General features: G+C 47.2%; 21 protein-coding genes and 2 tRNA genes. 17 read left to right on the top strand and 6 right to left on the bottom strand.

The window, feature by feature from the left end:
* Positions 1-75 precede the first annotated feature (75 nt).
* From G6R29_RS06055 to G6R29_RS06035, 5 genes are all read left to right on the top strand, one after another.
* Positions 76-146: transfer RNA gene (locus G6R29_RS06055), tRNA-Gly, on the top strand.
* A 5-nt stretch (positions 147-151) separates the two neighbouring features.
* Positions 152-225, top strand: a tRNA-Ile gene (locus G6R29_RS06050).
* Positions 226-284: 59 nt separating this feature from the next.
* Positions 285-1,496 carry a DUF2075 domain-containing protein gene (locus G6R29_RS06045; RefSeq protein ID WP_213809461.1) on the top strand — a complete coding sequence of 404 codons (1,212 nt, stop codon included), beginning with the start codon at positions 285-287 and terminating at the stop codon, positions 1,494-1,496.
* 95 nt (positions 1,497-1,591) lie between these two features.
* The gene (locus G6R29_RS06040) at positions 1,592-3,718 is read left to right on the top strand and encodes an LTA synthase family protein (protein WP_213809460.1); all 2,127 of its coding nucleotides are present in this window, start codon (positions 1,592-1,594) and stop codon (positions 3,716-3,718) included.
* Positions 3,719-3,985: 267 nt separating this feature from the next.
* The gene (locus G6R29_RS06035) at positions 3,986-4,915 is read left to right on the top strand and encodes an RluA family pseudouridine synthase (protein WP_213809459.1); all 930 of its coding nucleotides are present in this window, start codon (positions 3,986-3,988) and stop codon (positions 4,913-4,915) included.
* A gap of 52 nt (positions 4,916-4,967) precedes the next feature.
* Here the strand turns inward: G6R29_RS06035 and G6R29_RS06030 are convergent, their stop codons facing one another.
* Positions 4,968-5,693: an MIP/aquaporin family protein gene (locus G6R29_RS06030; RefSeq protein WP_213809458.1), complete on the bottom strand. Its 726-nt coding sequence runs from the start codon at positions 5,691-5,693 to the stop codon at positions 4,968-4,970.
* Between the two features lie 99 nt (positions 5,694-5,792).
* Positions 5,793-7,814: a copper-translocating P-type ATPase gene (locus G6R29_RS06025; protein ID WP_420798074.1), complete on the bottom strand. Its 2,022-nt coding sequence runs from the start codon at positions 7,812-7,814 to the stop codon at positions 5,793-5,795.
* Positions 7,815-8,495: 681 nt separating this feature from the next.
* Between G6R29_RS06025 and G6R29_RS06020 the strand changes: the two genes are divergently transcribed.
* From G6R29_RS06020 to G6R29_RS05995, 6 genes are all read left to right on the top strand, one after another.
* Positions 8,496-9,812, top strand: a complete 1,317-nt coding sequence (locus G6R29_RS06020) for a chloride channel protein (protein WP_238476944.1) — start codon at positions 8,496-8,498, stop codon at positions 9,810-9,812.
* 160 nt (positions 9,813-9,972) lie between these two features.
* Positions 9,973-11,634: a formate--tetrahydrofolate ligase gene (locus G6R29_RS06015; RefSeq protein ID WP_213809457.1), complete on the top strand. Its 1,662-nt coding sequence runs from the start codon at positions 9,973-9,975 to the stop codon at positions 11,632-11,634.
* 136 nt (positions 11,635-11,770) lie between these two features.
* Complete coding sequence (locus G6R29_RS06010) at positions 11,771-12,271, top strand: TetR/AcrR family transcriptional regulator (protein ID WP_213809456.1); 501 nt, start codon at positions 11,771-11,773, stop codon at positions 12,269-12,271.
* Between the two features lie 3 nt (positions 12,272-12,274).
* Entirely contained in the window at positions 12,275-13,327 is a 1,053-nt protein-coding gene (locus tag G6R29_RS06005; RefSeq protein ID WP_213809455.1) for an FtsX-like permease family protein, read from the top strand.
* 2 nt (positions 13,328-13,329) lie between these two features.
* Complete coding sequence (locus tag G6R29_RS06000; protein WP_213809454.1) at positions 13,330-14,004, top strand: ABC transporter ATP-binding protein; 675 nt, start codon at positions 13,330-13,332, stop codon at positions 14,002-14,004.
* 156 nt (positions 14,005-14,160) lie between these two features.
* Positions 14,161-14,940, top strand: coding sequence for a CPBP family intramembrane glutamic endopeptidase (locus G6R29_RS05995; RefSeq protein ID WP_213809453.1), 780 nt, complete (start codon positions 14,161-14,163; stop codon positions 14,938-14,940).
* 65 nt (positions 14,941-15,005) lie between these two features.
* Here the strand turns inward: G6R29_RS05995 and G6R29_RS05990 are convergent, their stop codons facing one another.
* The gene (locus tag G6R29_RS05990) at positions 15,006-15,896 is read right to left on the bottom strand and encodes a metal ABC transporter solute-binding protein, Zn/Mn family (RefSeq protein ID WP_213809452.1); all 891 of its coding nucleotides are present in this window, start codon (positions 15,894-15,896) and stop codon (positions 15,006-15,008) included.
* A 73-nt stretch (positions 15,897-15,969) separates the two neighbouring features.
* Entirely contained in the window at positions 15,970-16,650 is a 681-nt protein-coding gene (locus tag G6R29_RS05985) for a LysR family transcriptional regulator (protein WP_213809451.1), read from the bottom strand.
* A 211-nt stretch (positions 16,651-16,861) separates the two neighbouring features.
* Between G6R29_RS05985 and G6R29_RS05980 the strand changes: the two genes are divergently transcribed.
* On the top strand, positions 16,862-18,517 hold the full coding sequence (locus tag G6R29_RS05980; protein ID WP_338017267.1) for a malolactic enzyme: 1,656 nt from the start codon (positions 16,862-16,864) through the stop codon (positions 18,515-18,517).
* A 149-nt stretch (positions 18,518-18,666) separates the two neighbouring features.
* On the opposite strand, the gene G6R29_RS05975 is transcribed toward G6R29_RS05980, so the two are convergent.
* The gene (locus tag G6R29_RS05975) at positions 18,667-20,028 is read right to left on the bottom strand and encodes a threonine/serine exporter family protein (RefSeq protein WP_213809449.1); all 1,362 of its coding nucleotides are present in this window, start codon (positions 20,026-20,028) and stop codon (positions 18,667-18,669) included.
* 176 nt (positions 20,029-20,204) lie between these two features.
* On the bottom strand, positions 20,205-20,882 hold the full coding sequence (rpiA, locus tag G6R29_RS05970; RefSeq protein ID WP_213809448.1) for a ribose-5-phosphate isomerase RpiA: 678 nt from the start codon (positions 20,880-20,882) through the stop codon (positions 20,205-20,207).
* Between the two features lie 159 nt (positions 20,883-21,041).
* Between rpiA and rbsK the strand changes: the two genes are divergently transcribed.
* From rbsK to G6R29_RS05945, 5 genes are all read left to right on the top strand, one after another.
* On the top strand, positions 21,042-21,977 hold the full coding sequence (gene rbsK, locus G6R29_RS05965; RefSeq protein ID WP_213809447.1) for a ribokinase: 936 nt from the start codon (positions 21,042-21,044) through the stop codon (positions 21,975-21,977).
* 16 nt (positions 21,978-21,993) lie between these two features.
* Positions 21,994-22,332, top strand: coding sequence for a hypothetical protein (locus G6R29_RS05960; RefSeq protein WP_213809446.1), 339 nt, complete (start codon positions 21,994-21,996; stop codon positions 22,330-22,332).
* 121 nt (positions 22,333-22,453) lie between these two features.
* Positions 22,454-23,077, top strand: coding sequence for a signal peptidase I (lepB, locus tag G6R29_RS05955; RefSeq protein ID WP_213809445.1), 624 nt, complete (start codon positions 22,454-22,456; stop codon positions 23,075-23,077).
* A gap of 330 nt (positions 23,078-23,407) precedes the next feature.
* Positions 23,408-24,010, top strand: coding sequence for a hypothetical protein (locus G6R29_RS05950; RefSeq protein ID WP_213809444.1), 603 nt, complete (start codon positions 23,408-23,410; stop codon positions 24,008-24,010).
* Between the two features lie 72 nt (positions 24,011-24,082).
* Complete coding sequence (locus tag G6R29_RS05945; protein WP_213809443.1) at positions 24,083-25,186, top strand: WxL protein peptidoglycan domain-containing protein; 1,104 nt, start codon at positions 24,083-24,085, stop codon at positions 25,184-25,186.
* The last annotated feature ends 16 nt before the right edge of the window (positions 25,187-25,202 follow it).

Genomic DNA, 25,202 nt, shown 5'->3' with positions numbered 1-25,202 from the left:
GCATTGAAGCTGCATGTGTCGGCGGTTCGATTCCGTCCAGCGCCATAGGGTTCAACCCGAAAAGAAAAGAATAATGCGAATGTAGTTCAATGGTAGAATTCCAGCCTTCCAAGCTGGCTATGCGGGTTCGATTCCCGTCATTCGCTTTAATGGGCCATTAGCTCAGTTGGTTAGAGCGCTGTGTTGATAACGCAGAGGTCCCTGGTTCGAATCCAGGATGGCCCATCAAATGACATACTTCGGTATGTCTTTTTTTGTACCCTGAAAAAGAATATACTAGATTTATGAAAGAAAGTATTCAAGACAACCTAGACCCCTTTGATCGTGAAGACTTCTCACCTGAACAAGTTGAAACGATTCATGAATTAAAGGATTACATTTCTTCTTCTTTGAAGGATGATGAACACCATGTCGCTGTCATTGAGGGTTCAGCTGGAACGGGTAAATCCGTTCTTCTAACAAAGCTTTTTAAGGATATAAGAGCAGAGAAAAAGAACAAGAATTCTGCTTTCTATGGGCTTAATACAGCCTTCTCAGTAAACCATCCCGAGCTCCTCAAGGTTTACGCTGATATGGGTGCTAAGTACCCCTTTATTTTGAAAAAGGATTACCAACGTCCAACGAGCATTATTAATCGCTTAGATAAAGAACAAAAGCAATTAGACGTTCTCTTTATTGATGAGGGCCACTTGCTGTTGACCAAGTCCGAGCCCTACGTTAAATTCTTTCAGGACAATCAACTTACTGAATTAATTCGGCTAAGCAAAGTGGTCGTGGTCGTCTTTGACTTTGCCCAAGTGATTCAAAGTAAAATGTTTTGGAATCAAAAGTTGTTGGATCAAGTCTTAAAAAACGTTGACCACAAGATTTTTCCGTTGGACTTCCAATACCGCATGCAAGCTAACCCAAAGGTTCGAAAGTGGATTGATAACTTTGCTGAGGGTAAACTGGCACCGCTTCCTAAAAAAAGCGAGCAGGCCGGCTATGACCTTCGTGTCTTTGATCGGGCGGCCGACATGTTTGCTGATTTAAAGAAGGTCGATCAAAAGATGGGTATGGCCCGTGTCGTCTCAACCACTGGATTTTCTCATGATGAAAGTGATGAGCACCATGTCGTGATGGATGATTTCGACCAACCATGGGATGAGTATGACCCTCAAGAATTGACTTGGGCCAAGCGTCCCGAGTCGGTGAATGAAGTTGGTTCCATCTACACCGTTCAGGGTTTCGATTTAAACTTGGTAGGCCTGATTTTAAGTCCTGCCTACGAGTACGATGAGGAGAATGATCGCATCGTGGTGAACCCTGATAAAGTCATTCACCGTGAAATTTACAAGAAGTCACCGCACTTGACGGATTCAAAAGACATTGAAAAGGCTAAGCAGGACTTCATGATGCACGCGCTAAACGTACTAGCCAAGCGTGGTCGCTACGGCCTTTACATCACGGCCGCTGACGATCGGCTTCGAAAGCGCCTCTTAGAACTGGCAAAATAATGCAACAAACGAGAAAAAAGCCTGTTTAAAAGCAGGCTTTTTTCTTACAGTTTTCCACTGAAATACACCTGCTGAAAAGGTATAATTAAACTATTATGAATTGGATAAATCGTGTGAAACAAAGTGGTCGGGACAGTGGGTCTTGGACCTTATCAAAGCTACAGAGCCGGATGGGTTTCTTTGTCTTTTCCGTGCTTATAGTATGGGCAAAGACGCTTTTCGTCTATGGCGTTGATTTTCACTGGATGCACGTCTCAACACCCCTTCAGGTCGTGCTCGTCATCATCAATCCACTTGGCTTCACGGCACTTGTGATGGCTCTTCCGCTATTTTTCAAGAAGAGCCCACTCTTTTATGGCGCCACCGTTTTAATTAACGGCTTGTTGACCTTGTTCCTATACATGAACGTCATCTACTTCCGTGAATTTACGGATTTCATGTCTGTGAACACCATGTTGACCTATTCATCCGTTAACCAGGGTGGAAAGGCTGCAGGGGCCGTTTCCTTTCAATACGCTGACATTTTGATTTGGCTTGATTTGATCATTATCTTGTTCTTGCTTTTCAAAAAGCGCATCAAGATGGATAACCACCCAATTGCAAAAGGTAAAGTCGGAACCATCATGGCGGCTGGTTTCTGCTTCATCATGGCAAACTTGGGTGTGGCCGACATTGAACGACCACAGTTGCTGACGCGACAATTTGACCGTGAATACTTAGTGAAGTATTTGGGACTCGGACCTTTCTTAGGACTCGATGCTTACAACACCTTTACCACCTCACAGGTTCGTAAATCCGCCCGTCCGGAAGAGATGAACCAGGTCAAGCAATATGTAAACGACCACTACGCCAACATGAATGCGGAGTATGCGGGGAAGGCGAAGGGGAAGAACCTCATTGTGATTCACCTCGAATCCTTCCAACAGTTTTCAATTGATCGCCGCGTGAACGGCCAAGAAGTCACGCCATTCTTAAACTCGCTTTATCACAGTAGCGATTCCCTTTCCTTTGATAACTTCTTCCATGAAGTCGGACAGGGAAAGACATCCGATGCTGAAAACATGCTTGAGACGTCGACCTTCGGCCTGCCTCAAGGGTCGTTGTTTGCCAAGCTTGGTTCGGATCAGACTTTTCAAGCCATGCCAGCCATCTTAAAACAACGAGCCGGCTATTCATCCGCCGTCTTCCACGGAAATAACGGCTCCTTCTGGAACCGCACAAAAGTTTACAAGAACATGGGCTATCAGAACTGGATCTCAGGCGAGTACTTCAACCCAACGGGCAAGCGCGCTACGGCCTGGGGTCTAAAGGACAAGCTCTTGTTCAAGGAATCCGTTCCGTATCTCGAGCAGCTGCCACAGCCCTTCTACGCCAAGTATTTGACAGTGACGAACCACACGCCGTTTGAAATTGACAAGGCCGACCAGGACCCAACCTTCCAAACGACGAATTCCGGTTCCAAGTACATCGACAACTACTTTGTCACGAATCGCTACTTAGACCAGTCCATTCAGGAGTTCTTTAACTACCTGAAAAATTCTGGATTGTACGATAACACGGCCGTTGTCCTTTACGGTGACCACTACGGTATCAACAATTCTGAAAATTCTGAGCTGGCCCCAATCCTAGGTAAGGATGCCAGTCAGTGGACGGATTTGGATACCGAAAACTTGCAACGCACGCCGTTGATCATTCACATTCCAGGTCTTCAAAACGGTGGCATCCAGCACACTTACGGTGGTGAAATCGACGTGGCGCCAACGTTGTTGCACCTACTTGATTTACCAAGTAAGCGATACATTCAATTCGGACAAGATTTGTTGTCTAAGAACCGCGAGCAGTTAGTTGTGATGCGAAACAAGGATTGGATCACACCGGATTACGCTTCCATCTCTGGTACGATTTGGGATGTGCACACTAACACGGTTGTTGAAAAGCCAACGAAGCAACAAGAAGCACTCTTTGAGAAGTTGGACAAGGAAGCTCGTGATAAGTTATCGGTTTCAGACACGTTGAACCAAAAGAACCTCCTGCGTTTCTATCACCCAGAAGGCTTTACCAATGTGAATGCAAAGGATTATGACTACAGCAAAGAGTCGACCATGAAGCGCCTACAAAAGGGATCTTCTGCGGCCAACTCATCTTCTCTTCTTGCTCAAAAGCAGTGGAAGTCAACCGCTAGTCTTTACCAAACAAACGCCCCTGAAGAAGCGGGCAATTAAAGAAAAGAACAGGAGTAATCCTGTTCTTTTTGTTTGGGAATAGGGGAGAGTTTGAAAGAGGGCGTTGTTATGAGGGACGCTAAGGACAGGGGAGAATTTGGAAGAGGCTTGGTATTATGAGGGCTGCAGCGACAAAGGAAGAGTTTGTAAGTGGGGCGTTGCTATTAGGGCTGCAACGACAAAGGAAGAGTTTGGAAGTGGCACGTTGCTATTAGTGCCGCCACAACAAAGGAAGAATTTGAAAGTGGCGCGCCCCTCCGCGGTATAATGAAAACAATGAATTACGTCAAAAAAGTGACAATTGAAGAGGCGGAGGCCGGTTACTCCGTGAAGGAACTGCTGACCGCCTGGTACGTGCCAAAGCACCTGCGTGGGAAGTTACGGATTAACCGTGGTATCGAAGTAAACGGGAACTGGGTTTCAACCGCCCACGTGCTTGAAGTTGGTGACGAGTTGACGCTTACCTTTGATGAAGAAGACTTCGAACAGCAGGGACCTTATCCAGCAAATGATGCAAAGCAGGTCTCGGTCGTTTTTGAAAACGAAGATCTGATGGTCGTGAATAAGCCAGCTGGGATGAAGATGCACGCCCACTCCGTGACCGAAGAAGACACCCTCTTAAACTATGTCACGGCGGATCTGAAGAAGCGCGGGGTACAGTCGCTCGGACAACCGGCCTCCGCTTACATGACCCACCGTTTGGACCGGGAAACTTCCGGCCTTGTGATTATCGGGAAGAACCCACTTGTTGTGCCAATCATTAACCGCTTGATTAAGGAAAAGAAGGTGGTGAAGAAATACCACGCTTTGGTTTCAGGACACTTTGAAAATAGTCAGGGTGAATTCGATGCGCCAATCGGCCGTGAGAAGCCCGAAGACCGCCTGAGACACGTTATGCCGTTGATTGATGGCGGACAAAGCGCGTTGACCTCATACGAGGTATTAGAGGCCTTTCCTGAGCTTGACGCAAGCTTGCTGGAGCTAACGCTGCATACGGGGAGAATGCATCAGCTGAGGGTGCACCTGTCGAACTCGGGGCACCCCATTGTGGGTGATAGCTTGTATGGCGGGGCTGTTTTCTCACGCATGCTCTTACAAAGTACGGTGCTCGTGCTCCCAGAACCGTATCGGTTGGATGGTGGACAGGTAGCGGCGTCCTTGGACGACGCGTTTATAAATGAATATGTAAAAGCATAAAAAAAGACGACCCGTTAAATACGAGTCGTCTTTTTTATTTAAGTTATGAAACTTAGGCAGCTTGCTTGTCTTCCTTGTCGAAGTACAAAACAGCCAATCCTGCCAATGCGGCAGCGATGAATTCAACAATGATGAAGAACCATACGTGGGTTGCTGATCCCAATCCTGCGAAGAGAACTGGTGCAAAGGCACGTGCTGGGTTCAACAATCCTGAAGTCAATGGGTAAGCAACGAAGGCTGACAAAGTCATGCCCAAACCAGCAACAACTGGTGCTTGCTTTGGCATCTTCTTGAAGGCCAAAACCGTTACAAAGACCAAGATGAACGTGAACACACCTTCGATCATCAATGACACTGGCAATGATGCCGCCGTTGCAGCTGGTTGCAACGTTTCAAAGATTTGTTGTGCCTTAACAGAAGCAGTTTGTGTTGCACTCTGTGATGATGAAGCCATTTGGCTGTTAATAACAGGAACCAAAGTCGTCACGGCAGCAAAGGCACCAACAATAGCACCAAGCACTTGTGACAAGAGGTAGAAACCAAACGTCTTCCATGAAATTTGCTTGTTCAACGCAGCGGCCAATGACACAGCTGGGTTGAAGTGACCACCGTCTGAAAATTGTCCGAACACGAACATCAACAAAGCGATCGTCAATCCCAATACAGCCATCACGTCAAAGAGTTGACCAATTGAGAACGTTGAAACGTAAATCAAAGCAACCGTTGAAAAGATTACCAAGAAAGCCGTTCCAAGAAATTCTGAGATATACTTACGCATATAAAAAAGCTCCTTTTATTCTTTCTGTACAATTCTCTATTGTACGCTTCTTAGAATTAAACGAGCTTTAAATTCATTGTATTTTAGAAAATTTTTACGTTATTTCCGCAATAACATCGCATTTCCGGCCACAATCAAGGTTGAAAGTGACATGACGATGGCACCAATCATTGGATTAATCATCAAACCAAGTCCTGCAAAAACTCCAGCGGCGGTTGGAATAGCCAAGATGTTGTATCCGGCTCCCCACCAAAGGTTTTGGATTTCCTTTTCGTTGGCGTTGTGAGCCAATGAAATCAAATCGATAATCTTGTACAAAGACTTAGAAATCAAGACGGCGTCGGCAGATGCTTGCGCAACATCCGTTCCCGCTCCAATAGCCACGGACAAGTCCGCTTGCGCCAATGCAGGGGCATCGTTGATTCCATCACCAATCATCATAACCTTACCGTTTTGTTGATACTGCTTAACGATATCAATCTTATCTTGTGGTGAGACATTGGCCTTGTATTCATCAATGTTCAAGGCCTTGGCAACCTTAGCGGCCGTCTGATCACCGTCACCCGTAACGATTACCGGCGTGATGTGGCGGTCGTGCAACTGCTTAACGAAGTCTGCCGCTGAATCCTTGATTGAATCACCAAGTGAGATGGCTGCTTGTACTTCCTTACCTTGAACGAGGTATGAAATGGAACCGTCGGCGTCCATCTTCTGGTAGTCGATGTTGTTTTCATCTAGGTAGCGTCCGTTAACAATGGCGTATTCCTTACCGTTAACCGTACCCTTCACACCGGCACCCTTAATCGTTTGAACGTCATCGGCGGTTTGCTTAGGTGCATCCGCTTCATTTGCCTTCTTCACGATGGCCTTTGCCAATGGGTGAGAAGACTGGTTTTCCAAGGCAGCCATGACAGACAAGGCCGTCTTTTCATCGAGCTTGTCAGCTTCAATCTTTTGCACTTCGAACTGACCAGTCGTCAACGTTCCGGTCTTATCCATCAACGCGTAATCCAAGTGCTTAGCCTGCAAAACGGCACCGTGCTTCTTAATTAAGATACCGTCCTTCGCCGCGATGGCCTTCGTGCGTTGGATAACCAACGGAATAGCCAATCCCAATGCATGGGGGCAGGCGATAATCAAAGTCGTCACCGCCATGTTAAAGGCTTGGCTGAAACCACCGATGATGGTCCAAACAACCAAGGCCAAAACGGCAGCGGTCAAACCAACCCAGAACAACCATCCGGCAACCTTATTGGCTAGGGATTCTACCTTAGAGGATGAATTTTCTGTTTGTGAAAGAGTGTCCTTCAAATGGCCAAGGAAGGAATCGGCGCCCACGGCGCTGACTTTTACCAAAAGGGTACCGTCGTCGTTAATCGTTCCCCCGATAACGTTGGCGTCCTTTTCCTTCTTAACGGGCTTTGACTCACCGGTCATCAACGATTCATCAACTTGAGATGAACCAGACAACACAACGCCGTCTGCTGGGAATGACTCACCAGCTTGAACCTGCACTTCCATGTCTGGCTTCAAGGATGAAGCAGGCATGTCCATGAAGGAATCACCGTGCTTCACGTGTGCGGTTTCCGGCGTTAACTTCGACAATTCGGACGTGGCGTTACCAGCCGCCATCGTGGCCTGCATCTCAATGACGTGACCCAAAAGCATGATGACAACCAATGAGGCGAACTCAAAGAAGTAGTCCATGGCGTCCATGCCAAAGAAGGTGTTCACCACAAAGGCGTACATCGACATCCAGTAGGTGACGAGCAGTCCCATGGAAATCAAGGACATCATCGCCGGCTTCTTTTGTTGCAATTCACCCTTGGCACCAGAGAAGAATGGCTTTGTTCCAACAACGTACATGGCTGTTGCAAGGATGGCCGTTACAAAGGAAGAACCAGGGAAGTGGAGCGTGAATGGCAGGTCAACACCCATGAACGGCGTGACGAAGAGAAGCGGAATCAAGAGGCCGATTGACCACCAGAGGCGCTTCTTCATGTCACCGTGGTCCATGCCCATCATGTGCATGCCACCCATGCCAGACATCCCGGACATATCCATGCCGTGCATGTCGTGATCCATGTGCATGTGGTCCATGCTGTGGCCGGACATGTTCATTGAACCCTGGTCCATGTTCATGTGATCGTGGTGCTTGCCATCATGGCCGCTTTCCTGTTGATCACCCATGTCCATCTTGTGGCCACCCATGTCCATGTCTTTCATGTTCATGTGATCCTGGCCTTGCTGACCGGATTGACCATTCATTTTGTGATCACCCATGTCCATCTTTGAGTGGTCCATCTTCATGTGGTCCATGTCCTGACCATCGTGGTCATTTTTGTGTTCCTGGCCACCCATCTTCATTTTCATGTCGTGGTCACCGTGTTGCATGTTTTCGTGGTCCATGTTACCCATCTTGTGGTCGCCGTGGTCCATTCCATCCATGTTCATATCTTTCATTTCTGAATCGTTTTCTTTCACGGGGAACTCCTTTCGTTAGAAAATAACTCTACTGGTCTAGTTTAAATCAAAAGATAAAATGCTGCAATAGTTTAGAGTGAGGCTGATATATTCTAAAGTTTTCGTTATCTACTTTGCTATTAAGCCGCTATAAAAGTCAGGCCCGGACCCTTCTTCTAAAAATCATCTCTATTGGTATAGTTAATAATTTACGCTTCACTGCCAGCAAAACGCCATGTAAAAACGAGCTTTCTTGCTTTTTAATGGTTGTTTTTGTACATTAAATAGCGTGATAAAAGCGGTTCTGCCCGCTTCCAACATCAAATTGGAGTTTTCAAAATGAACGAAACAAATCAAAAGAAAATGGACGCTGCTTCCCGTCGCGGTGGTTCAAACGCAGCCTTTTCCTGGCGTCGCATCCTCGCCCTTGGCATCGCAACCATTACGCTTGCTGTCGTCATCGGTTTTGCGGCCATGCTGTTGTCCCTATTCTTGGACGTCGTGGCAGACTCCTTCATGCACTTCCACGAATCATACAAGGGTGCCGTGCCAAGCGGGGTGAACCCGACTCGTCGACTCATCTCCGTTACCATTGGTGGAATAATCGCTGCCGTCGTTTGGTATTTAATTAGAAGAAAGGCGCCTTCAATCGTATCAATCAAGGGAGCCCTTGATGGCAAAGAGATGCCTTTTTGGAAGACCATCCTGAACGTTTTGACTCAGATCTTCTACGTCGGAACGGGTGGTTCAATCGGACGTGAACTCGCACCGCGTCAGTTGGGGGTGATGCTCTCTCAGCACTACCAGGCGATCGTCGCAAAGATGCCCGCGCTCAAAATCGCACCTGACAATCAAAAGCTTTTGTTAACGGCTGCTGCCGGTGCCGGTTTTGCCGGTGTCTACATTGCACCAATCACCGGAATGCTTTTTTCCGTCGAACTACTATTGAAGAAAAACTCCATTAAAAACATCGCCGTCTCCATGACGATGTCGACCATTGCCGCCCTCATGGGCTCCTTGGCAAAGGGCTTTTCTCCCTACTACCTCGTCTTGGACACGCACTTCTCCCTCTGGCTCTTGCTCGCCGCCCTCATCGTCGGGCCAATCGCTGGACTCTTTGGCGCATGGGCCAAGCAGGCATTTGCCTGGGCTCAAAAAAAGCAGGCAACGGGTAAGTCCCTCTTATTGACCATGCCACTCGTCGGATTGGCCACCGGAATCATCGCCTACTTCCTGCCAGAAATCATGGGAAATGGACGCGCCGTGGCACAAACGGCATTCCTTCAGCACTCAAACAAGCTCTTGCTGTTCTTCATCATCTTAGGCTTGCTGAAGTTTGCCATCACCTTCTTCACGCTCTACGGGGGTGGAACCGGTGGAACACTCACGCCATCGATTGCGCTTGGTTCCGTCGTTGGTTTGGTGATCGCCGCTCTGCTCTCCGGTGTCATGCCTGGCATCGAACCCTGGCACTTCGCCTTAATTGGAGCGGTAGCGCTTTTGGCCGCTAGCCAGCAGGCACCGTTGATGGCGATGTTCATGGTCTTTGAGATTGCGCACCTTGATTCGTCTGCGCTCATCATCCTTGCGGCCACGGTTGCGCTATCCTCGGCCACATCGAAGTTGTACCTGACTTGGCGCACGGACCGGGTCTGACTTTGGCAAGGGCTTTAAAAGTAATTGTAAAAGTCCAAACCGTACCAGGCCCACAGCGGGTACGCCCCAACAAGATATAAGACAAAAGGGAGATGAAAGTCTCCCTTTTTTACTGGAAAAATTTAGTATACTTAGAATAAGAATTGCAGGAGGTGTTGCCATGAAAAGTGATATCGAAATTGCCGAAGAGGCGGAAGTTTGGCCCATTCAACAGATTGCTGAAAAGGCCGGCTTGAAAACCGAAGAAATCGAACCCTACGGTTTCGACAAAGCCAAGATTAACCTGAACAAGGACCGCAAGGATGCCCCATTAGGGAAACTCGTCCTCGTGACGTCCATCAACCCAACGCCAGCCGGCGAGGGAAAGTCTACGGTGACGGTCGGTCTGGCCGATGCCCTCGCCAATGCGGGTAAGAAGACGATGATCGCCCTCCGCGAACCATCCCTTGGACCCGTCATGGGACTGAAGGGTGGAGCCACCGGTGGTGGTTACTCACAGGTCGTGCCCATGGCCGACATCAACCTGCACTTTACGGGTGACTTCCACGCGTTAACGGCAGCTCACAACATGCTGTCCGCCGCCTTGGATAACAGCATTTACCAGGGGAATCCGCTACATATCGATCAACGTCGTGTCATCTGGAAGCGCGTTTTGGACATCAACGACCGTGCGCTCCGTCACACGACAATCGGTCTTGGTGGCCCAACGTCTGGTGTGCCGCGTGAAGACGGCTTCGACATCACGGTGGCTTCCGAGATGATGGCCATCCTCACACTTTCAACCGACCTCATGGACTTGAAGAAGCGAGTTGAAAAGATTGTGGTGGCCTATAACTTCGATAAGGAACCTGTGACGGCCAAGAATCTCGGTGTTGCCGGTGCCCTAACCGTTCTCTTGAAGGACGCCATCAAACCTAACCTCGTACAGACGCTGGCCCACACGCCGGCCATCATTCACGGTGGGCCTTTCGCCAACATTGCGCAGGGAACCAACTCCGTTCAGGCCACGAAGGCGGCTTTGCAGCTGGCCGACTACGCCGTGACCGAAGCCGGTTTCGGTGCTGATCTCGGTGGTGAGAAGTTCATGCACATCAAGGTGCCAAAGTTGGGGAAGGCACCCGACACGGTCGTTGTCGTAGCGACCGTCCGCGCCATTAAGCACCACGGTGGCCAAGCGCTCGCTGATCTGAATAACGAAAACCTGGACGCCGTGAAGAAGGGTGTCCAAAACCTCCAGCAAAACATCAAGGCCATGCAGCGCTACGGTGTGCCGGTTGTTGTTGCCGTTAACCGCTTCACCGCTGACACGGATGCCGAAATGGCGATCGTGCAAGCAGCGGCCGAAGAGCTTGGGGCGAAGGCAATCGTTGCTGACGTCTGGGCCAAGGGTGGTGAAGGTGCCAAGGAACTGGCCGAAGCAGTTGTTGAAAAGACGGCTGAACCAGCCAAGTTCTCCCCACTATACGCTTCAGAAGACGACGCCAAGGTGAAGTTGAACAAAATTGTTCAAGAAATCTACGGTGGAAAAGACGTCGTGCTTTCAGATAAGGCGGAAAAGCAACTTGCTTCCTTTGCCAAGCACGGTTGGGATAAGCTACCAATTGTCATGGCCAAGACGCAGTACTCTCTGTCAGACGATGCCAAGAAACTCGGTGCACCAAAGGACTTTAGCATTCACGTGCGCGAGTTCGTGCCAAAGCTCGGGGCTGGCTTCCTGGTCGCCCTCACTGGAAACGTCCTCACCATGCCTGGTTTGCCAAAACACCCAGTCGCCATGGACATCGATATCGATGAAGAGGGGCACATCACAGGTTTGTTCTAAGCCATCGAAATTCTTCATATAACAGTCCAAGTCGGCCTCGGCCGACTTTTTTTGTACGCAAATGTTGACACGGTGTCAAAACGGTGTATACTTGCTCATTGAAGTAATTGACAGCGTGTCAAAAAGGAGGCGTTCCATGCCAAAAGAAATGTTTATCCATTTAAATCCCGAAAAGAAAGCCCATTTGGAAGCGGCCTTGATGATTGTTTTTTCAAAGGAAAACCTCTTAACGGTCTCCGTGAAAGACATTGTGGAAGAAGCGGGCATTCCCCGCGGCTCCTTCTACACCTACTTCGACGATTTGATCGATGCCTACCGACACGTTCTTGGACTCGTCTTAAAGAATGTGCACGAGGAGTTTGCACACAAAGATGTCTACGAACAAAGCAAGGCCTTCATTGAGGGGCTGGCTGAAAATCCTAATCGTCAATTCTTGAAACAGTACTATTTGGTCAATGAACCAATCTTGGCGGCCCAGGAGGATCAACCGATTGATCACGACGAGAAGAAGCTAACTGATTGGCTTTCCTCAATGGCCATCCACCAATTAATTTGCGATTGTTTCCGTGATGAAAAGAGCAAATCTTCTGTTTTGAATCGTCTAAACGAACTCGAAAGTTATTTTGAAGGGAAGTAAATCATGTTTTTAGCCATTAATGAAATGAAAAAGGAGAAGCTCCGCTACGGACTTGTAATCGGTGTTATTCTCCTTGTTGCTTACTTAATCTTTATCTTGTCCGCTCTTGCAGCTGGGCTCTCGAGCCAGAACACGGCGGCCGTCGATAGCTGGCAGGCCAAATCCGTGGTGATGTCAAAGGATGCCAACGGAAACTTGGCTCAGTCGCTCATCAAGGAAAGCGACCTGCCAGAAAAGCAAGCAAAGGACACGGACCTTGTAGGACTTGCCCAAGGCATTATCAAAAATGATCAGGACCGTCAGTCCGCTACTTACATTGGAACAAAGGCACAATCAAACCTGAAGCAGTCAATTAAGCTGACGGCAGGCCGGACCTACCATGATAGTAACGAGGTGGTCTTGTCCAACAAACTTGAAGCACAGGGCTTCAAGCTGAACCAGAAGATCAAAATCGGGATGTCCGACCAAGAATTTACGGTTGTCGGTTTCGCCAAAAACGCGGTCTACAACATGGCGCCGGTTGTCTACGGTGATCTTTCAAACTGGGCAGGTATTAAAGGCGTTGGAAATCAGTTTGCGGGTTCAGGGTTAATTAGTAAGGAACAGTTGAAAGCGGGAAACGATAATCTCCAAAGCTATGATAAGCAGGAACTCTTCAACAAGATGCCGGGTTACAGCGCTCAGAATCAGACTTTCTTATTCATGATTGCGTTCTTGATTGTGATTTCTGTCGTGATTGTCGCCATCTTCCTCTACATTTTGACGGTTCAAAAATTGGAGAACTTGGCGGTCCTTCGCGCCCAGGGAATTCCAAGTGCCTACTTGATTAAGAACACACTTGGCCAAACCGTCTTGATGATGGTCTTGGCCGTTGTGCTCGGTGCGGTTCTGGCAGCTGGAACAGCGCTTGCCATCCCAGCATCCGCGCCAATCCTCTTCGATCCAAAGTTGATGGTGGTAACGGGCTTGGCCCTAATCATCACCGGAATTATCGGTGCCATCATTCCGATGCGCATCATTGCAAAGATTGACCCCGTAACGGTCATTGGAGGCTAGCGATGAAAGGTTTAACTTTAGAAAAAGTAAACAAGGTGTTTGGTTCTGGTTTAAATCAGGTTCAGGCGCTGAAAGATGTTGATTTTGAAGCAAAAGAAGGTGAGCTGACGCTTATCCTAGGACCATCAGGATCAGGTAAGTCGACGCTTCTAACCATCTTGGGTGGCTTGCAGCAACCAACAAGTGGAACCGTTTTGGTCAATGGGAAGCGCTTGGATAGCATGCAGGGGAAGGCGGCTGATGCCTTTCGTTTGAGTAATATTGGCTTCGTCCTCCAGTCTTATAACCTCGTCCCCTATTTAAGTGTTGAAGATCAGTTTGTCCTAGTTGATAAAGTCAAAAAAGAGGGTAACTTGGACAAGAAGACTTTCGATGAATACATCGATCGCCTTGGTATTAAGCGCTTGCTCCATAAGTTCCCAGGCGAGCTTTCCGGTGGACAAAGCCAACGTGTCGCCATTGCCAGAGCCCTTTATGCAGATCCAGAATTCATTCTGGCAGACGAACCAACAGCTGCCTTGGATTCGAACCGCGTGAAGGAAGTGGCTCAGCTTTTTAAGGACATCGCGGAGAAGTCAGGCAAGGCGGTGGTCGTTGTGACACACGACCTTCGTTTGAAGGAACAGGCTGACAAAATCTACCACTTGATTGACGGGCAGATTTCAATTGAACAATAAGCGAGACGCAGGACGATAAAAACGAAATATCGCCGAGTGTTAAAGCCTTTAAAAGAAAAAGACAGCTAGACCAATAGCTGTCTTTTTTATGAAATCAGTTGCTATGCGTGATATACTGCCATTATTCAATCAGTTATCTGAATAAGGAGGCCCGTCATGGACCAAAAACTATCATTTAAGAAACTACTAACGCTCACGGCGGTATTCGTCGTGGCCGATCTGATTTGCGAACAAATCTTGGTCTTTAACGCCGTGAACTGGGCCTTTTACCAGTTCCACCTCACACAGTTTGAAGCAAGCTTCATCGCTAAGATGGTGGCCTTGGTCTTCGTCTTGATCTTAAACGCCCTCATCACGAAGCAGAAAATTTTCGTGAAGCCACACTTCTCATGGCAGGAAACGATTTACTGGGTATTCATCGTCCTCTTAACGATTCCGTTCACCGGGGCAGCAAACATTCAAAACGCGTCACTCACTGGACTTATGGGTGGAACGGAAGAGTTCTTCGCCCGGGGTGTGATTCTGGGTATCTTCTTGACTTACTTGCTCCAGAAGGGTTACAGCCGGAAGGCGATGATTCAAGGAATGGTTTACTCAAACATCATCTTCGGATTGATGCACATGACCAACATCACGCACGTGCCAGTGTCAGCGGCCTTGGCACAATCCGTTGTGGCGATGTTTGGTGGATTGGCCTACACGGTGCTTTACATCCAAACGGGTTCAATCTGGGCTGCTTTTGCCATGCACGCCTTTGAGGACCTCATGTTGACGGTCATCGACCACTTGAATGAAGTAAACGAAACGATTCCGCAGTTGATGAACGTGGCCAACGCGCTCTTCGGCTACTTCAAGATTATCTTGGTGATCTTCGTGTTGTTCTACTGGAAGAAGCACGAACCAGCACTCTCAAGAAAGATTCGCGGCGCGAAATAATTGCTTTTAAAAATAATGTAAAAACAAAAACGCTCAGCCATTCGGCCGAGCGTTTTTTTAACTTCCTACGAAATTGCTTTTTCAATCTGCTTCAATTCAGAAAGCTTCCAGTCAACGTATGACGTGTTGTCTGGGGATGTTTCCGTCACGTCGATGACGGGGATGTTGTTTTCCTTTGCAACCTTAAGGAGGGACTTTACATCACCACCGGTTGTTTGCGTGTTTTGAACAAAGATGTTGATTTGTTTGTTTTCAAGCTTTGACTTGATGTCCTTCATAACGGCTGGACTCGGATCCGTATCCTTTTCAATGGCTTCTGAGAATTCATCGCCGACCATCGTAAAGTCGATGTTTTTTAGCATGTACTCGTAAACGGGTTCCGTTTCGAAAGCCGTCTTACCAGCGGCCTTGGCCTTCAATTCGTTGACCTTGTCCGTTACGGGCTTCAACTTTTCTTGGTAGGCCTTTGCGTTGTTTCGGTATTCATCCTTGTGTGCAGGATCCTTCTTAGCTAATTCTTCGGCCAAGCCTTGGGCAGTCTTCACCATGTTTTCTGGATCGTTCCAGAGGTGGGGGTTGTCGTCTTCATCCTTTTTTAGGATGGATGAGGCCAGAACCAGGTCCGTCTTCTTTGAAGACTTCACTAGCTTGTTCAACCAGGCGTCGTAGCCAGCACCGTTACCGATGGCGATGTCTGCCTTTGAGACTTGCTTGGCCACACTGTTCGTTGGCTCAAAGTCTTCGGGTGACACGGATTGCTTTTCAATCACGGCAGAAACGTGGGCGTTATCGCCGGCAACCGTCTTGGCCAACTCCGAGTAGACATTTGTGGAAGCAACAATCGTCAACTTCCCATCCTTAGGTGCGTTATCCTCGTGCTTTGGCCAGAGAGCAACTGCCAAAACTGCGATTAAAACCGCAGACAAAACAGCGATTAATACTTTTGTTTTCTTCATCTTACTAATTCCTTTTTTAAATCGTTTTGTTTTGTTCGAACGAGATAAGCATACAAAAGCGAAAATCTTATAGTCAAACCTTAGGCATACGCTCAGTTTTGCTTATAACGGAAAAATCGGAGGATTCAGCGGCTGTTACGGCCTGGTCCAATTCGGAAAGGATGGCAGTTAGTGTATCGCCGACTTCAGAAGCATTACCTTCTTCCTTTCGATAAGCAAAACTTAACGTGAAGTCGGGTAAGGAAGAGCCGACACTGTGCTGTAAGGCGGGGTGCTTGATTTTCTGTACGACAAGATTTGAACTAGCCTGAATGTCACCGGCTACTAAGGCTGCATCAATTTTCTTTTCTTTTAATAGAGAAGAAGCGTCGTTAGCAGAAATGCTTTTTTTCTTTAAGTGGACAAAGAAGTGTTCGGATAAGTGCTCTTGAACGGCTGGGAAGTAGGCGAGATCGACGACTTCGGATAATCCAAGGACGAGCTTTTGCTCCGCTTCCTTTTGGATTTCTTCTTCTGCTTGCTCCGATTCTTTAACAATTACCCGGGCGTGTGCAGCGAGAATTCGACCCGAGTGAGTCAAGGCGATTTTCTTATGACCAGGGTCGCGCCAAATGAGTTCCGTCTTCATTTCTTTTTCTAATCGTTGCATCGCTAGTGAGATTGTTGGTTGAGAAACAGAAAATTTTTTTGAAACCTGAGAAAAATTTCTGAGTTCGGCCAAAGATAAGTAATATTTTAAATCTTGGACTCGCATTTTAACTCCTTTAAAAAATACAAAAGATTAGGAAAAGTAAAAGGGTTATTCGTGAAAAAATGTACTTAAAGTATAACAGAAAAATTGCCTCAGAAAGCGACAGATTGCCCAGATTGTCGGCTTTATGAGACCCGTTCCATTTGACGGTACCCATTAATCGGCGTAAAATGTTCAAATAGTTTAGGAATTCGATATAACAAACGTTGTATCGATAGAACAAAAAAAAGGAGTTCATTTCATGAACAAGACACCAATTGAAATTTTGAATGATCCCTTCTTGAACAAGGGAACTGGTTTCACGATGGAAGAACGTAAGGAACTCGGCGTTGCCGGTCTCTTGCCTCCACGCGTGCAAACGTTGGAAGAACAAGAAGCACAAACGTACCAAATGTACCAATCTAAGCCATCTGACTTGGAAAAGCGTTTGTTCTTGATGGAAATCTTCAACACGAACCACACTTTGTTCTACTACATGTTCTCACAACACGTGGTTGAATTTATGCCAGTTGTTTACGATCCAGTTATCGCTGACACGATCGAAAACTACTCAGATTTGTTCGTCAACCCACAAAACGCCGTTTACTTCTCAATCGATAACGACGAAGACTTCGAAACATCATTGAAGAACGCCGCAAACGGTCGCGACATCAAGTTGATTGTTGTTACGGATGCCGAAGGTATCTTGGGTATCGGTGACTGGGGTGTTAACGGTGTTGACATCGCCGTTGGTAAGTTGATGGTTTATACTGCAGCCGCAGGTGTAAACCCAGCCGACGTATTGCCAGTTGTCTTGGACAACGGTACGAACAACAAGGAATTGTTGGAAAACCCTAACTACTTGGGTAACCGTCACGAACGTGTTCGTGGTGAAAAGTACGACAAGTTCGTTGACGACTTCGTACAAGCCGCAGAAAAGACATTCCCTAACTTGTACTTGCACTGGGAAGACTTCGCCCGTCAAAACGGTGCAAAGATCTTGAACAAGTACAAGAACGACATCACGACGTTTAACGATGACATCCAAGGAACTGGAATCATCACGTTGGCAGCCGCTCTTGGTGCCATGAACATCACTGGTGAAAAGTTGTCAGAACAGACTTACTTGTCATTCGGTGCTGGATCAGCCGGATGTGGAATCGCTGCACGTATCTACGACGAAATGTTGCAAGAAGGTTTGTCAGAAGAAGAAGCTAAGTCACACATCTACTTGGTAGATAAGCAAGGTTTGCTCTTCGACGACATGGACGACTTGACTCCAGAACAAGCACCATTCGCACGTAAGCGCTCAGAATTCTCAAACGCTGACTCATTGACTGACTTGATGTCAGTTGTGAAGGAAATCCACCCAACAATCATGGTTGGTACTTCAACTGTTCCTGGTGCCTTCACCAAGGAAATCGTTCAAGAAATGGCTTCTCACGTAGAACGCCCAATCATCTTCCCATTGTCAAACCCAACGAAGTTGCTTGAAGCAACTGCCGCTGACTTGCTCGAATGGACTGATGGTAAGGCATTGGTTGCCAACGGTGTTCCTGTTGACCCAATCGAATACAAGGGTGTAACTTACAACATCGGACAAGCTAACAACGCCTTGGTTTACCCAGGTCTTGGACTTGGAACGATCGCTTCAACTGCTACGGTATTGAACGACGAAATGATCTCAGCCGCTGCTCACTCATTGGGTGGATTGGTTGATGGAACGAAGCCAGGTGCCGCTGTGTTGCCACCAGTTTCACAATTGACTAAGTTCTCTGAAGACGTTGCCATCGCGGTTGCTCAATCAGCCGTTGACCAAGGCATCACGAAGGAAAAGATCTCTGACGTTAAGTCAGCAATCGAAGCCTTGAAGTGGGAACCTAAGTACTAAGATTTAGTAATTAGTCTCAAATTAAAAAGCATCACTCCTTGGAGTGGTGCTTTTTTAGTATATCTAAAAGTCAAAACCGAACCAGGCCCGCTTTCTCTCTTCACTAAAAAAGACGGCTCCAAAGGAGTCGTCTTTTTCTATATAAATCGTTAATCCACCATTCGCCAGTCTTTGTCCATAACGAAGCGGGCAACGTAGAGACCAAATGGTAGGAAGATCATAATCAAGGCGGCGCGCGTTAACCAAGTGGCGCCGACACCAATATTGTTCAAACCGAGGTTGTAGACACCGCGGTAGATATACAATCCAGGAACCATGATGACGATGGAAGGCACCGTCAGTGAGATTCGTGGGAAGAGCGTGTAACGGTTAATGAAAGAAGCGGCGAGACCGGCAATCAAGGCGCCGATGAAGGCTGCCGCTGCTGGTGGCATTTGCGATAAATCAACCAGCTCTAAGCGAGTCGTGTTCGCCACCGCTCCGATCAAACCGGCCGTTGCGGCCATCTTGATCTTTGAATTGAACATCAAGGAGAAACCGAAGACCCCACAGAAGGAGGCTAGCAAACGGCAGGCAATCAAGGCACCGAGGTCCAAGCCCTGTGGCAAGAAGTTACGTGGGTGCAAGCCAAAGACCATCGCGAGCAACCAACCAATCAACGTGGCTGAGAAGATGATCATCAAAGCGAAGGCCAAGCGCTCCAAACCGGAACGCATATCGTTTTTCGAGATGTCCAAAATCGAGGTGATGAATGGGAATCCCGGAATGACGAAGAGCATGGCACCGATGTAACCGGCTTCATGGGCAGGTGAGAGGTGAACGAAGAGGCCGAGGATGAACAGGGCCAAGACGTAGGACAAGCAGGCGGCCGCAACCCCTAAGCAGGTTGTGGCAATGGCGTTCCAGCGGCGACCACCGAGCTTTTTTCGGGTGAAGTTTCCAGCTCCGGCACCAATGAAGCAACCAAAGATCTCAACTGGTCCACCACCAAGCAAAAAGATAAAGCCTGCACAGGCTAAAGCAGCGGCGAAACCGGCCATCAGCGCGTTGTAGTTACCGGGCTGCTTTTGAATTCGGTCCAGTTCCTTGTGCGCAACGCTTGGTTTCTTGTCGGCGTATTTTGTGGCGAAATCGGAAACAAACTTTTCGATTAACGTCATCTTATGGGTGTTAACGCCTGTGGCCGCCAAGGAAAGCGATTCGGTAAACGATTCGGTTCCATCAAAGCAGGTTAGTGTTAAGGCGGTGAAGCCAATGTCTGCTGAAATGGTCATTTCCAAAGCGCGGGCAATCTTGTTCATCGCAGAGCGGACGCGCCAGGCTCCGGTTCCGGAAGAAAGCAATTGGATACCGACGCGACCAACGATGGAGGCGCGAACGGAAATGCTTGCGGAACGAGCGGGATTTTCTTCTTGTTCAAGCATTCGATCCCATCGAACGGCCATGTGCTGATGGAGTCGTTCGGGATGCTTCGTGTCTCTTATAGCAGATTCACTTGTCGTTGAATTCATGTTAAAAAACCTCGAATAGAAAGTTTCTAAATAAAAATGGATATAGGTTCATATTAGCCTTTTTAGGTTGTTTTTTCAAGCAGTAACGGTGACTTTGAAGCAAGCACGGTTTGGACTTTTAAGGATGTAAAAAGCCAAGAAAAAAGCACCCAGAAAAAGGTGCTACGAAATTAAAATTAATCTTCTTTACGGTAAATGGCTTCACCCGTGTTTCCGACGAGCAACACGTCACAGACATTGATGAATAGTCCGTGTTCGACAACGCCGGTCAAGGCCTTCAAGTCATCGGCGAGCTTTGAAAGGTCGTCGACGCGCGAAATATCGATGTCGATGATGTAGTTACCGGAGTCGGTGGTCAGGTAGTTGCCGTCTTCTTGCTGGCGGTAAACGGGCTTCAAGTCCTGGGTCTTTAAGTAGTTGTAGACGTGGTGAACGCCGAACTTTACGACTTCGACAGGCAACTTGTAAGAACCGAGGCGGGGGTGCTTCTTCGATGAGTCAACAACCCAGATGTTTTTCTGGGAGTTAACGGCCACGATCTTTTCGAAGAGAAGGGCGGCACCACCACCCTTGATACCGTTTAAGTCGGGATCAACTTCGTCGGCACCATCGACTGTGACGTCGATGCGGTCAACGGCGTCGATGTCGACAACCTTGAGCCCAAAGCCAAGAGCCAGTTGCTGTGTCTGACCGGACGTGGCCACGCAGGTGATGTCCATGGATTCTTCGTGGGCTTTTTTAGCCAGCAAATCGATGAAGATGGAAGCGGTTGAGCCAGAACCAAGGCCGACGATGGCCTGGTTGGGAATTAAATCAACGGCCATCTGAGCAGCTTTTACTTTATGGTCATTCATTAAACAGTCCTCCATCAAAAGTTAACAATCTACATCCATTATAGCAGATAAAAGCCTGCTAACTGAGGGGCGTTTTTAGGATTTATCCTGGAAAATACCGTCATTTCTTGTAAAATAAGAGTTGAATATTACCTATATAAAGAAAGAATAGGGGTTAGCATGAAAAAGCAAGTAACCATCGTTGGTTCAACCAACATCGATAAGGTCACTCGAGTACCGCGTCTCGCGCTATCTGGCGAAACGCTTTCGACACCCCAACACCAAGAAGAAGTGATGGGCGGTAAGGGATTGAACCAAGCCGTGGCGATTGCACGTTCTGGAGCGAAGGCTAATTTCATTACCAAGGTCGGGGAAGGATTTGACCTCAGCCAAAAGGTGAATGAAGAAAATTTGAATCAAAAATACGTGCTCCATTCAGATAAGTTTGAGACGGGTCAGGCCTACATTACGGTGTCAAAGGCGACCGGCGACAACATTATCTACGTCTATGAGGGAGCAAACGGGGATTTGTCCGCGAAAGATATTTGGGACCAGCAAGAAGCGTTGGAAGGTTCTGACTTCTGCTTGACCCAGTTAGAGATTCCTTTGGAAACGGCCTTGACGGCCTTCAAAGAGGCAAAGGCTGCCGGAGTGACCACGGTGCTAAACCCCGCGCCCGTCCCTGACCAAGACGACCTGCCAAAGGCATTGCTTGCCCAAACCGATTTGATTATTCCAAACGAGCACGAAGCGGCGTTGATCACCGATATTCCAGTGACCGACCGCGCATCGCTAATTGAGAACGCCAACTATTTCTTTGAACTGGGTCTCAAGCATGTTTTGATCACGTTGGGCGACAAGGGGGCCTTCTATAAGTCTGCTTCTGGTAAGGAAGTCATGGTGTCGGCCATTAAGACGACCGCCATCGATACCACGGCTGCTGGGGACACGTTCATCGGCGCCTTGCTCTCCCGCTTGTCACCATCATTTGACAACGTGGAAGGGGCCATCCGTTATGCCGTTGCTGCCTCATCTTTGACAGTATCACAGGCCGGTGCATTGCCATCCATTCCAGTGGAAGACGACGTTTTGGCTCAGTTGCCAAAGATGAGCTAAGAAGGGTGGGCTTTCCTTGAAGATTAAAGACTTAAAACTGAAGAGAAAAGACTACTGGGTCTCTGTTGAGCCGTTACTCACAGAAGAGGAAGCTTTAAAGGATGCCGAGGCAATGCCGGAATATCGTAACCGAGTCATGGATTACCGGGTCTTGTCCTTTTCCTTTGAAGACTTTTTAATCATCGAATGGCCGAAGGCTTTTCCGGGTCCAAACCCATTGGACATCTTGCAGAGTCGCTTCCTGGATGAAGACATTGAAGGGCTGGCAATCAGTCACGGAATCATTACCTTTGAAGCGACTGGTATCAAGGACAAACAGAAATATATGGTGTTTATTAACACGGTCCGTTCGTAACTTTCTTCTATTATTAATAATAATAGGGATTTTACTAAGGTTAAAAAGAAAAATTAGTTAAGAACCATTACAGCTTGCCACTTTCCAATCAAACGAGTAAGCTTAGGTCGAGGGATTAAACATGAAGAAATTATTTGCATTTATCTGGAATTGGGTTGTCCCAATTGCCATTGGTGTGTTGGCTTACTTGGCCATCACGACTTTCTGGGTGAACATCGTGACCATTAATGGTGACTCAATGGACCCCAACCTATTAGACCAACAAAAGGTGTTGGTTCAAAAGACACAAGACGTGAAACGTGGTGACGTTGTTGTCTTCGATGCCCGCGAAGAAGATCCGCGCATCAAGGCTGGCAACAAGGACTACGTGAAGCGTGTGATCGCCGTTGGTGGCGACAAGGTTGCTTACAAGGATGGTAACTTGTACGTCAACGGTAAGAAGGTTAACGAATCATACATCAGCTCCGATGAACAAAACGCTGGAACGGCTTCATCATTTGGATCTAGCTGGTCACTTGATACCTTGTCAAACACCGGCCTCTGGTCACCTAAGGACCAGAACCAAACGGTTGTGCCAAAGGGTGAATACTTCGTCTTGGGAGATCACCGTTCCGTATCAAACGATTCCCGTTACTTCGGTTACGTGGACAAGAAGCACGTTATCGGAAAGATTCACGTGCCATTCTGGTACTCGAAGACGGTGAAGGATAACATCTCAGCAGACCGCAATCACTACTTCGCATAATCTGTGTTAATAACTAAGCTAAAAGTCAGGCCCGGACAGGTCTGGCTTTTTGTTTTCTCTTTTATTCTCTAATTTACAGTGGTAACATAGAAGTGGGTTTAAATATTTGAAATATTAAACTCGTATTTACCTTTAGTTTTTACAATTTTTGTAACAATAAAAAGGATAAATTTCTGTACATTTATAAACTACATACGGTTCTTTGTAATATAAAATCCCGTCCTTATGCGGTCTATACACATTTATTAAAAGTGTTACTTTAACGTTGACAACTGTAATAAACAGTTCTAGAATTGAAGTTTTTGTAACAATAGTGTAAAGAAAAAGAGAATGAATATAATGAAGAACTTCAAGAAGCTTAATTTAGTTGTTGCTACTTTGGCTGTGGCTGCTGCGGTAGCTCCTGTATCAGCTTTTGCTGATACTAAGGTGGATGATACGCACCGTGATGGTACTGCAACGATTAATTTCCAGGGACAAAATGGAAAAATCACACTTGATCAAGTCCCTGACTTTGATTTCAGTACCCATGATCTTGGAGAATTGTTGTCCAATGGTCTTAAGTTCACCACTAACGGAGACAAGTCAATCAAGGTAACGAACCTTACTGGTTCTAACGACCCATACACTGTAACGGCCCAGGCTAACGAATTGAAGCAAGGTGATACGGTGTTGCCAGTGCAAAGTTTCTTGTTCAACGCTCAAAATGGTAACAAGAACTCATTCGATGGTTTGATTACAGGTGCTGGAGATCAAGACATCTATAAGCAATCTAAGACGGTTGCCACTGGTGATAAGAACGCCAACGGAACTTTGGAATCTGGTACGACGTCAGCCAACATGACGTTGTCTGCTAACAACGTTAAGAACGGAAGCTACAAGGGTGATATCAACTATACCCTTACTTCTGGACCAGCTGCCTCAGCTCAATAACTAATGAACGGCGGACAGAATACTCTGTCCGTTTTTCGTTCCAAGCTTCTTCAATGAAAGGAGACTGGGCACGTGAAGAAACTCTCTGTCCTACTAGCTACACTTGCTAGCTTAATTATATTTGGTGGTCACTTGGCCTCGGCCAATGATACTGATTCAAAGTTTGATGTTGAAGTTGAAAAAAATGAACATCAACGCGACCAATCGGTTTCATGGTATGACTTAAAAATGAATCCGAATGAATCAACAACTTTGAAGTTGAAGTTGACGAACCGTGATAGCACGGCCTCGACTTTTGACTTAGTTGCTTCTCAGGCGGTTACGGGAACCGGTATGACCATGACGGCCAGTGACCCGATTGCTAAGGTTCAAAACGCTGTCATCCCATCATTACGTTTGGGAAGCCAGACGCTGACGATGGATGCCCCATCTGTAACCATTAACCCTGGAGAGACAAAAGAAGTGACGGCTCATGTGCAAATGCCTGATCGTCAATTGCCTGGTTCTTGGCTTGGTGGATTTTACGTTCAAAAGCGCGTAGCTTCACGTGCATCCAACGGTTATACGAACCAATTTTCTTACTTGGCATACGTTCAATTATCAAACACTGACGCCGTAACCAAGGCCGATTTATCCCTGCATAAAGTTTCTTACACGGAACAGGGGCAGTCTGGTAAGGTGAATATCGCGCTTCAAAACGATAAGCAGGGTTACGTTGCAAACGCGACATCTTCAGTTGCTGTGCGACAAAAGGGACAGAGTAATAACGAAGTTGTATACAACCAAAGCAAGCAATCAATTGCTAACGGCTCAATCTTTACGTACCAAGTACCTACAAAGAAGTTGTCAGCCGGTAAAACTTACGTAGCCGACATTACGATTCACGATGTGAAGAACAACTTAACTTGGCACTGGAGCAAAGAATTCAAAACTTCTGCTCTTTTGCCAGTTACTGGTTGGGTAAACAATAGCCCATTGACTCGTAATTATCACTGGCTCTGGTGGTTGTTGTTGATTCCTCTATGGATCTGGTGGTTCCTCATCTGGCGTAAGAACCGCAAGATGGTTGATATCATCGAGATTGTTTCTGGTGCACGTTATGAACGTCGTGTATCATATAAGGTATACAAGCAAATGCTTAAGGATGGCATTGTGGTTATCTTAAAAGATAAATAACACTCGCCTATAGAAA

The organism is Fructobacillus broussonetiae (assembly GCF_018437275.1).
GTDB classification, from domain to species: domain Bacteria; phylum Bacillota; class Bacilli; order Lactobacillales; family Lactobacillaceae; genus Fructobacillus; species Fructobacillus broussonetiae.
Note: the sequence above shows the minus strand (reverse complement) of the source record. Positions and strands in the feature narration are given on the sequence as shown.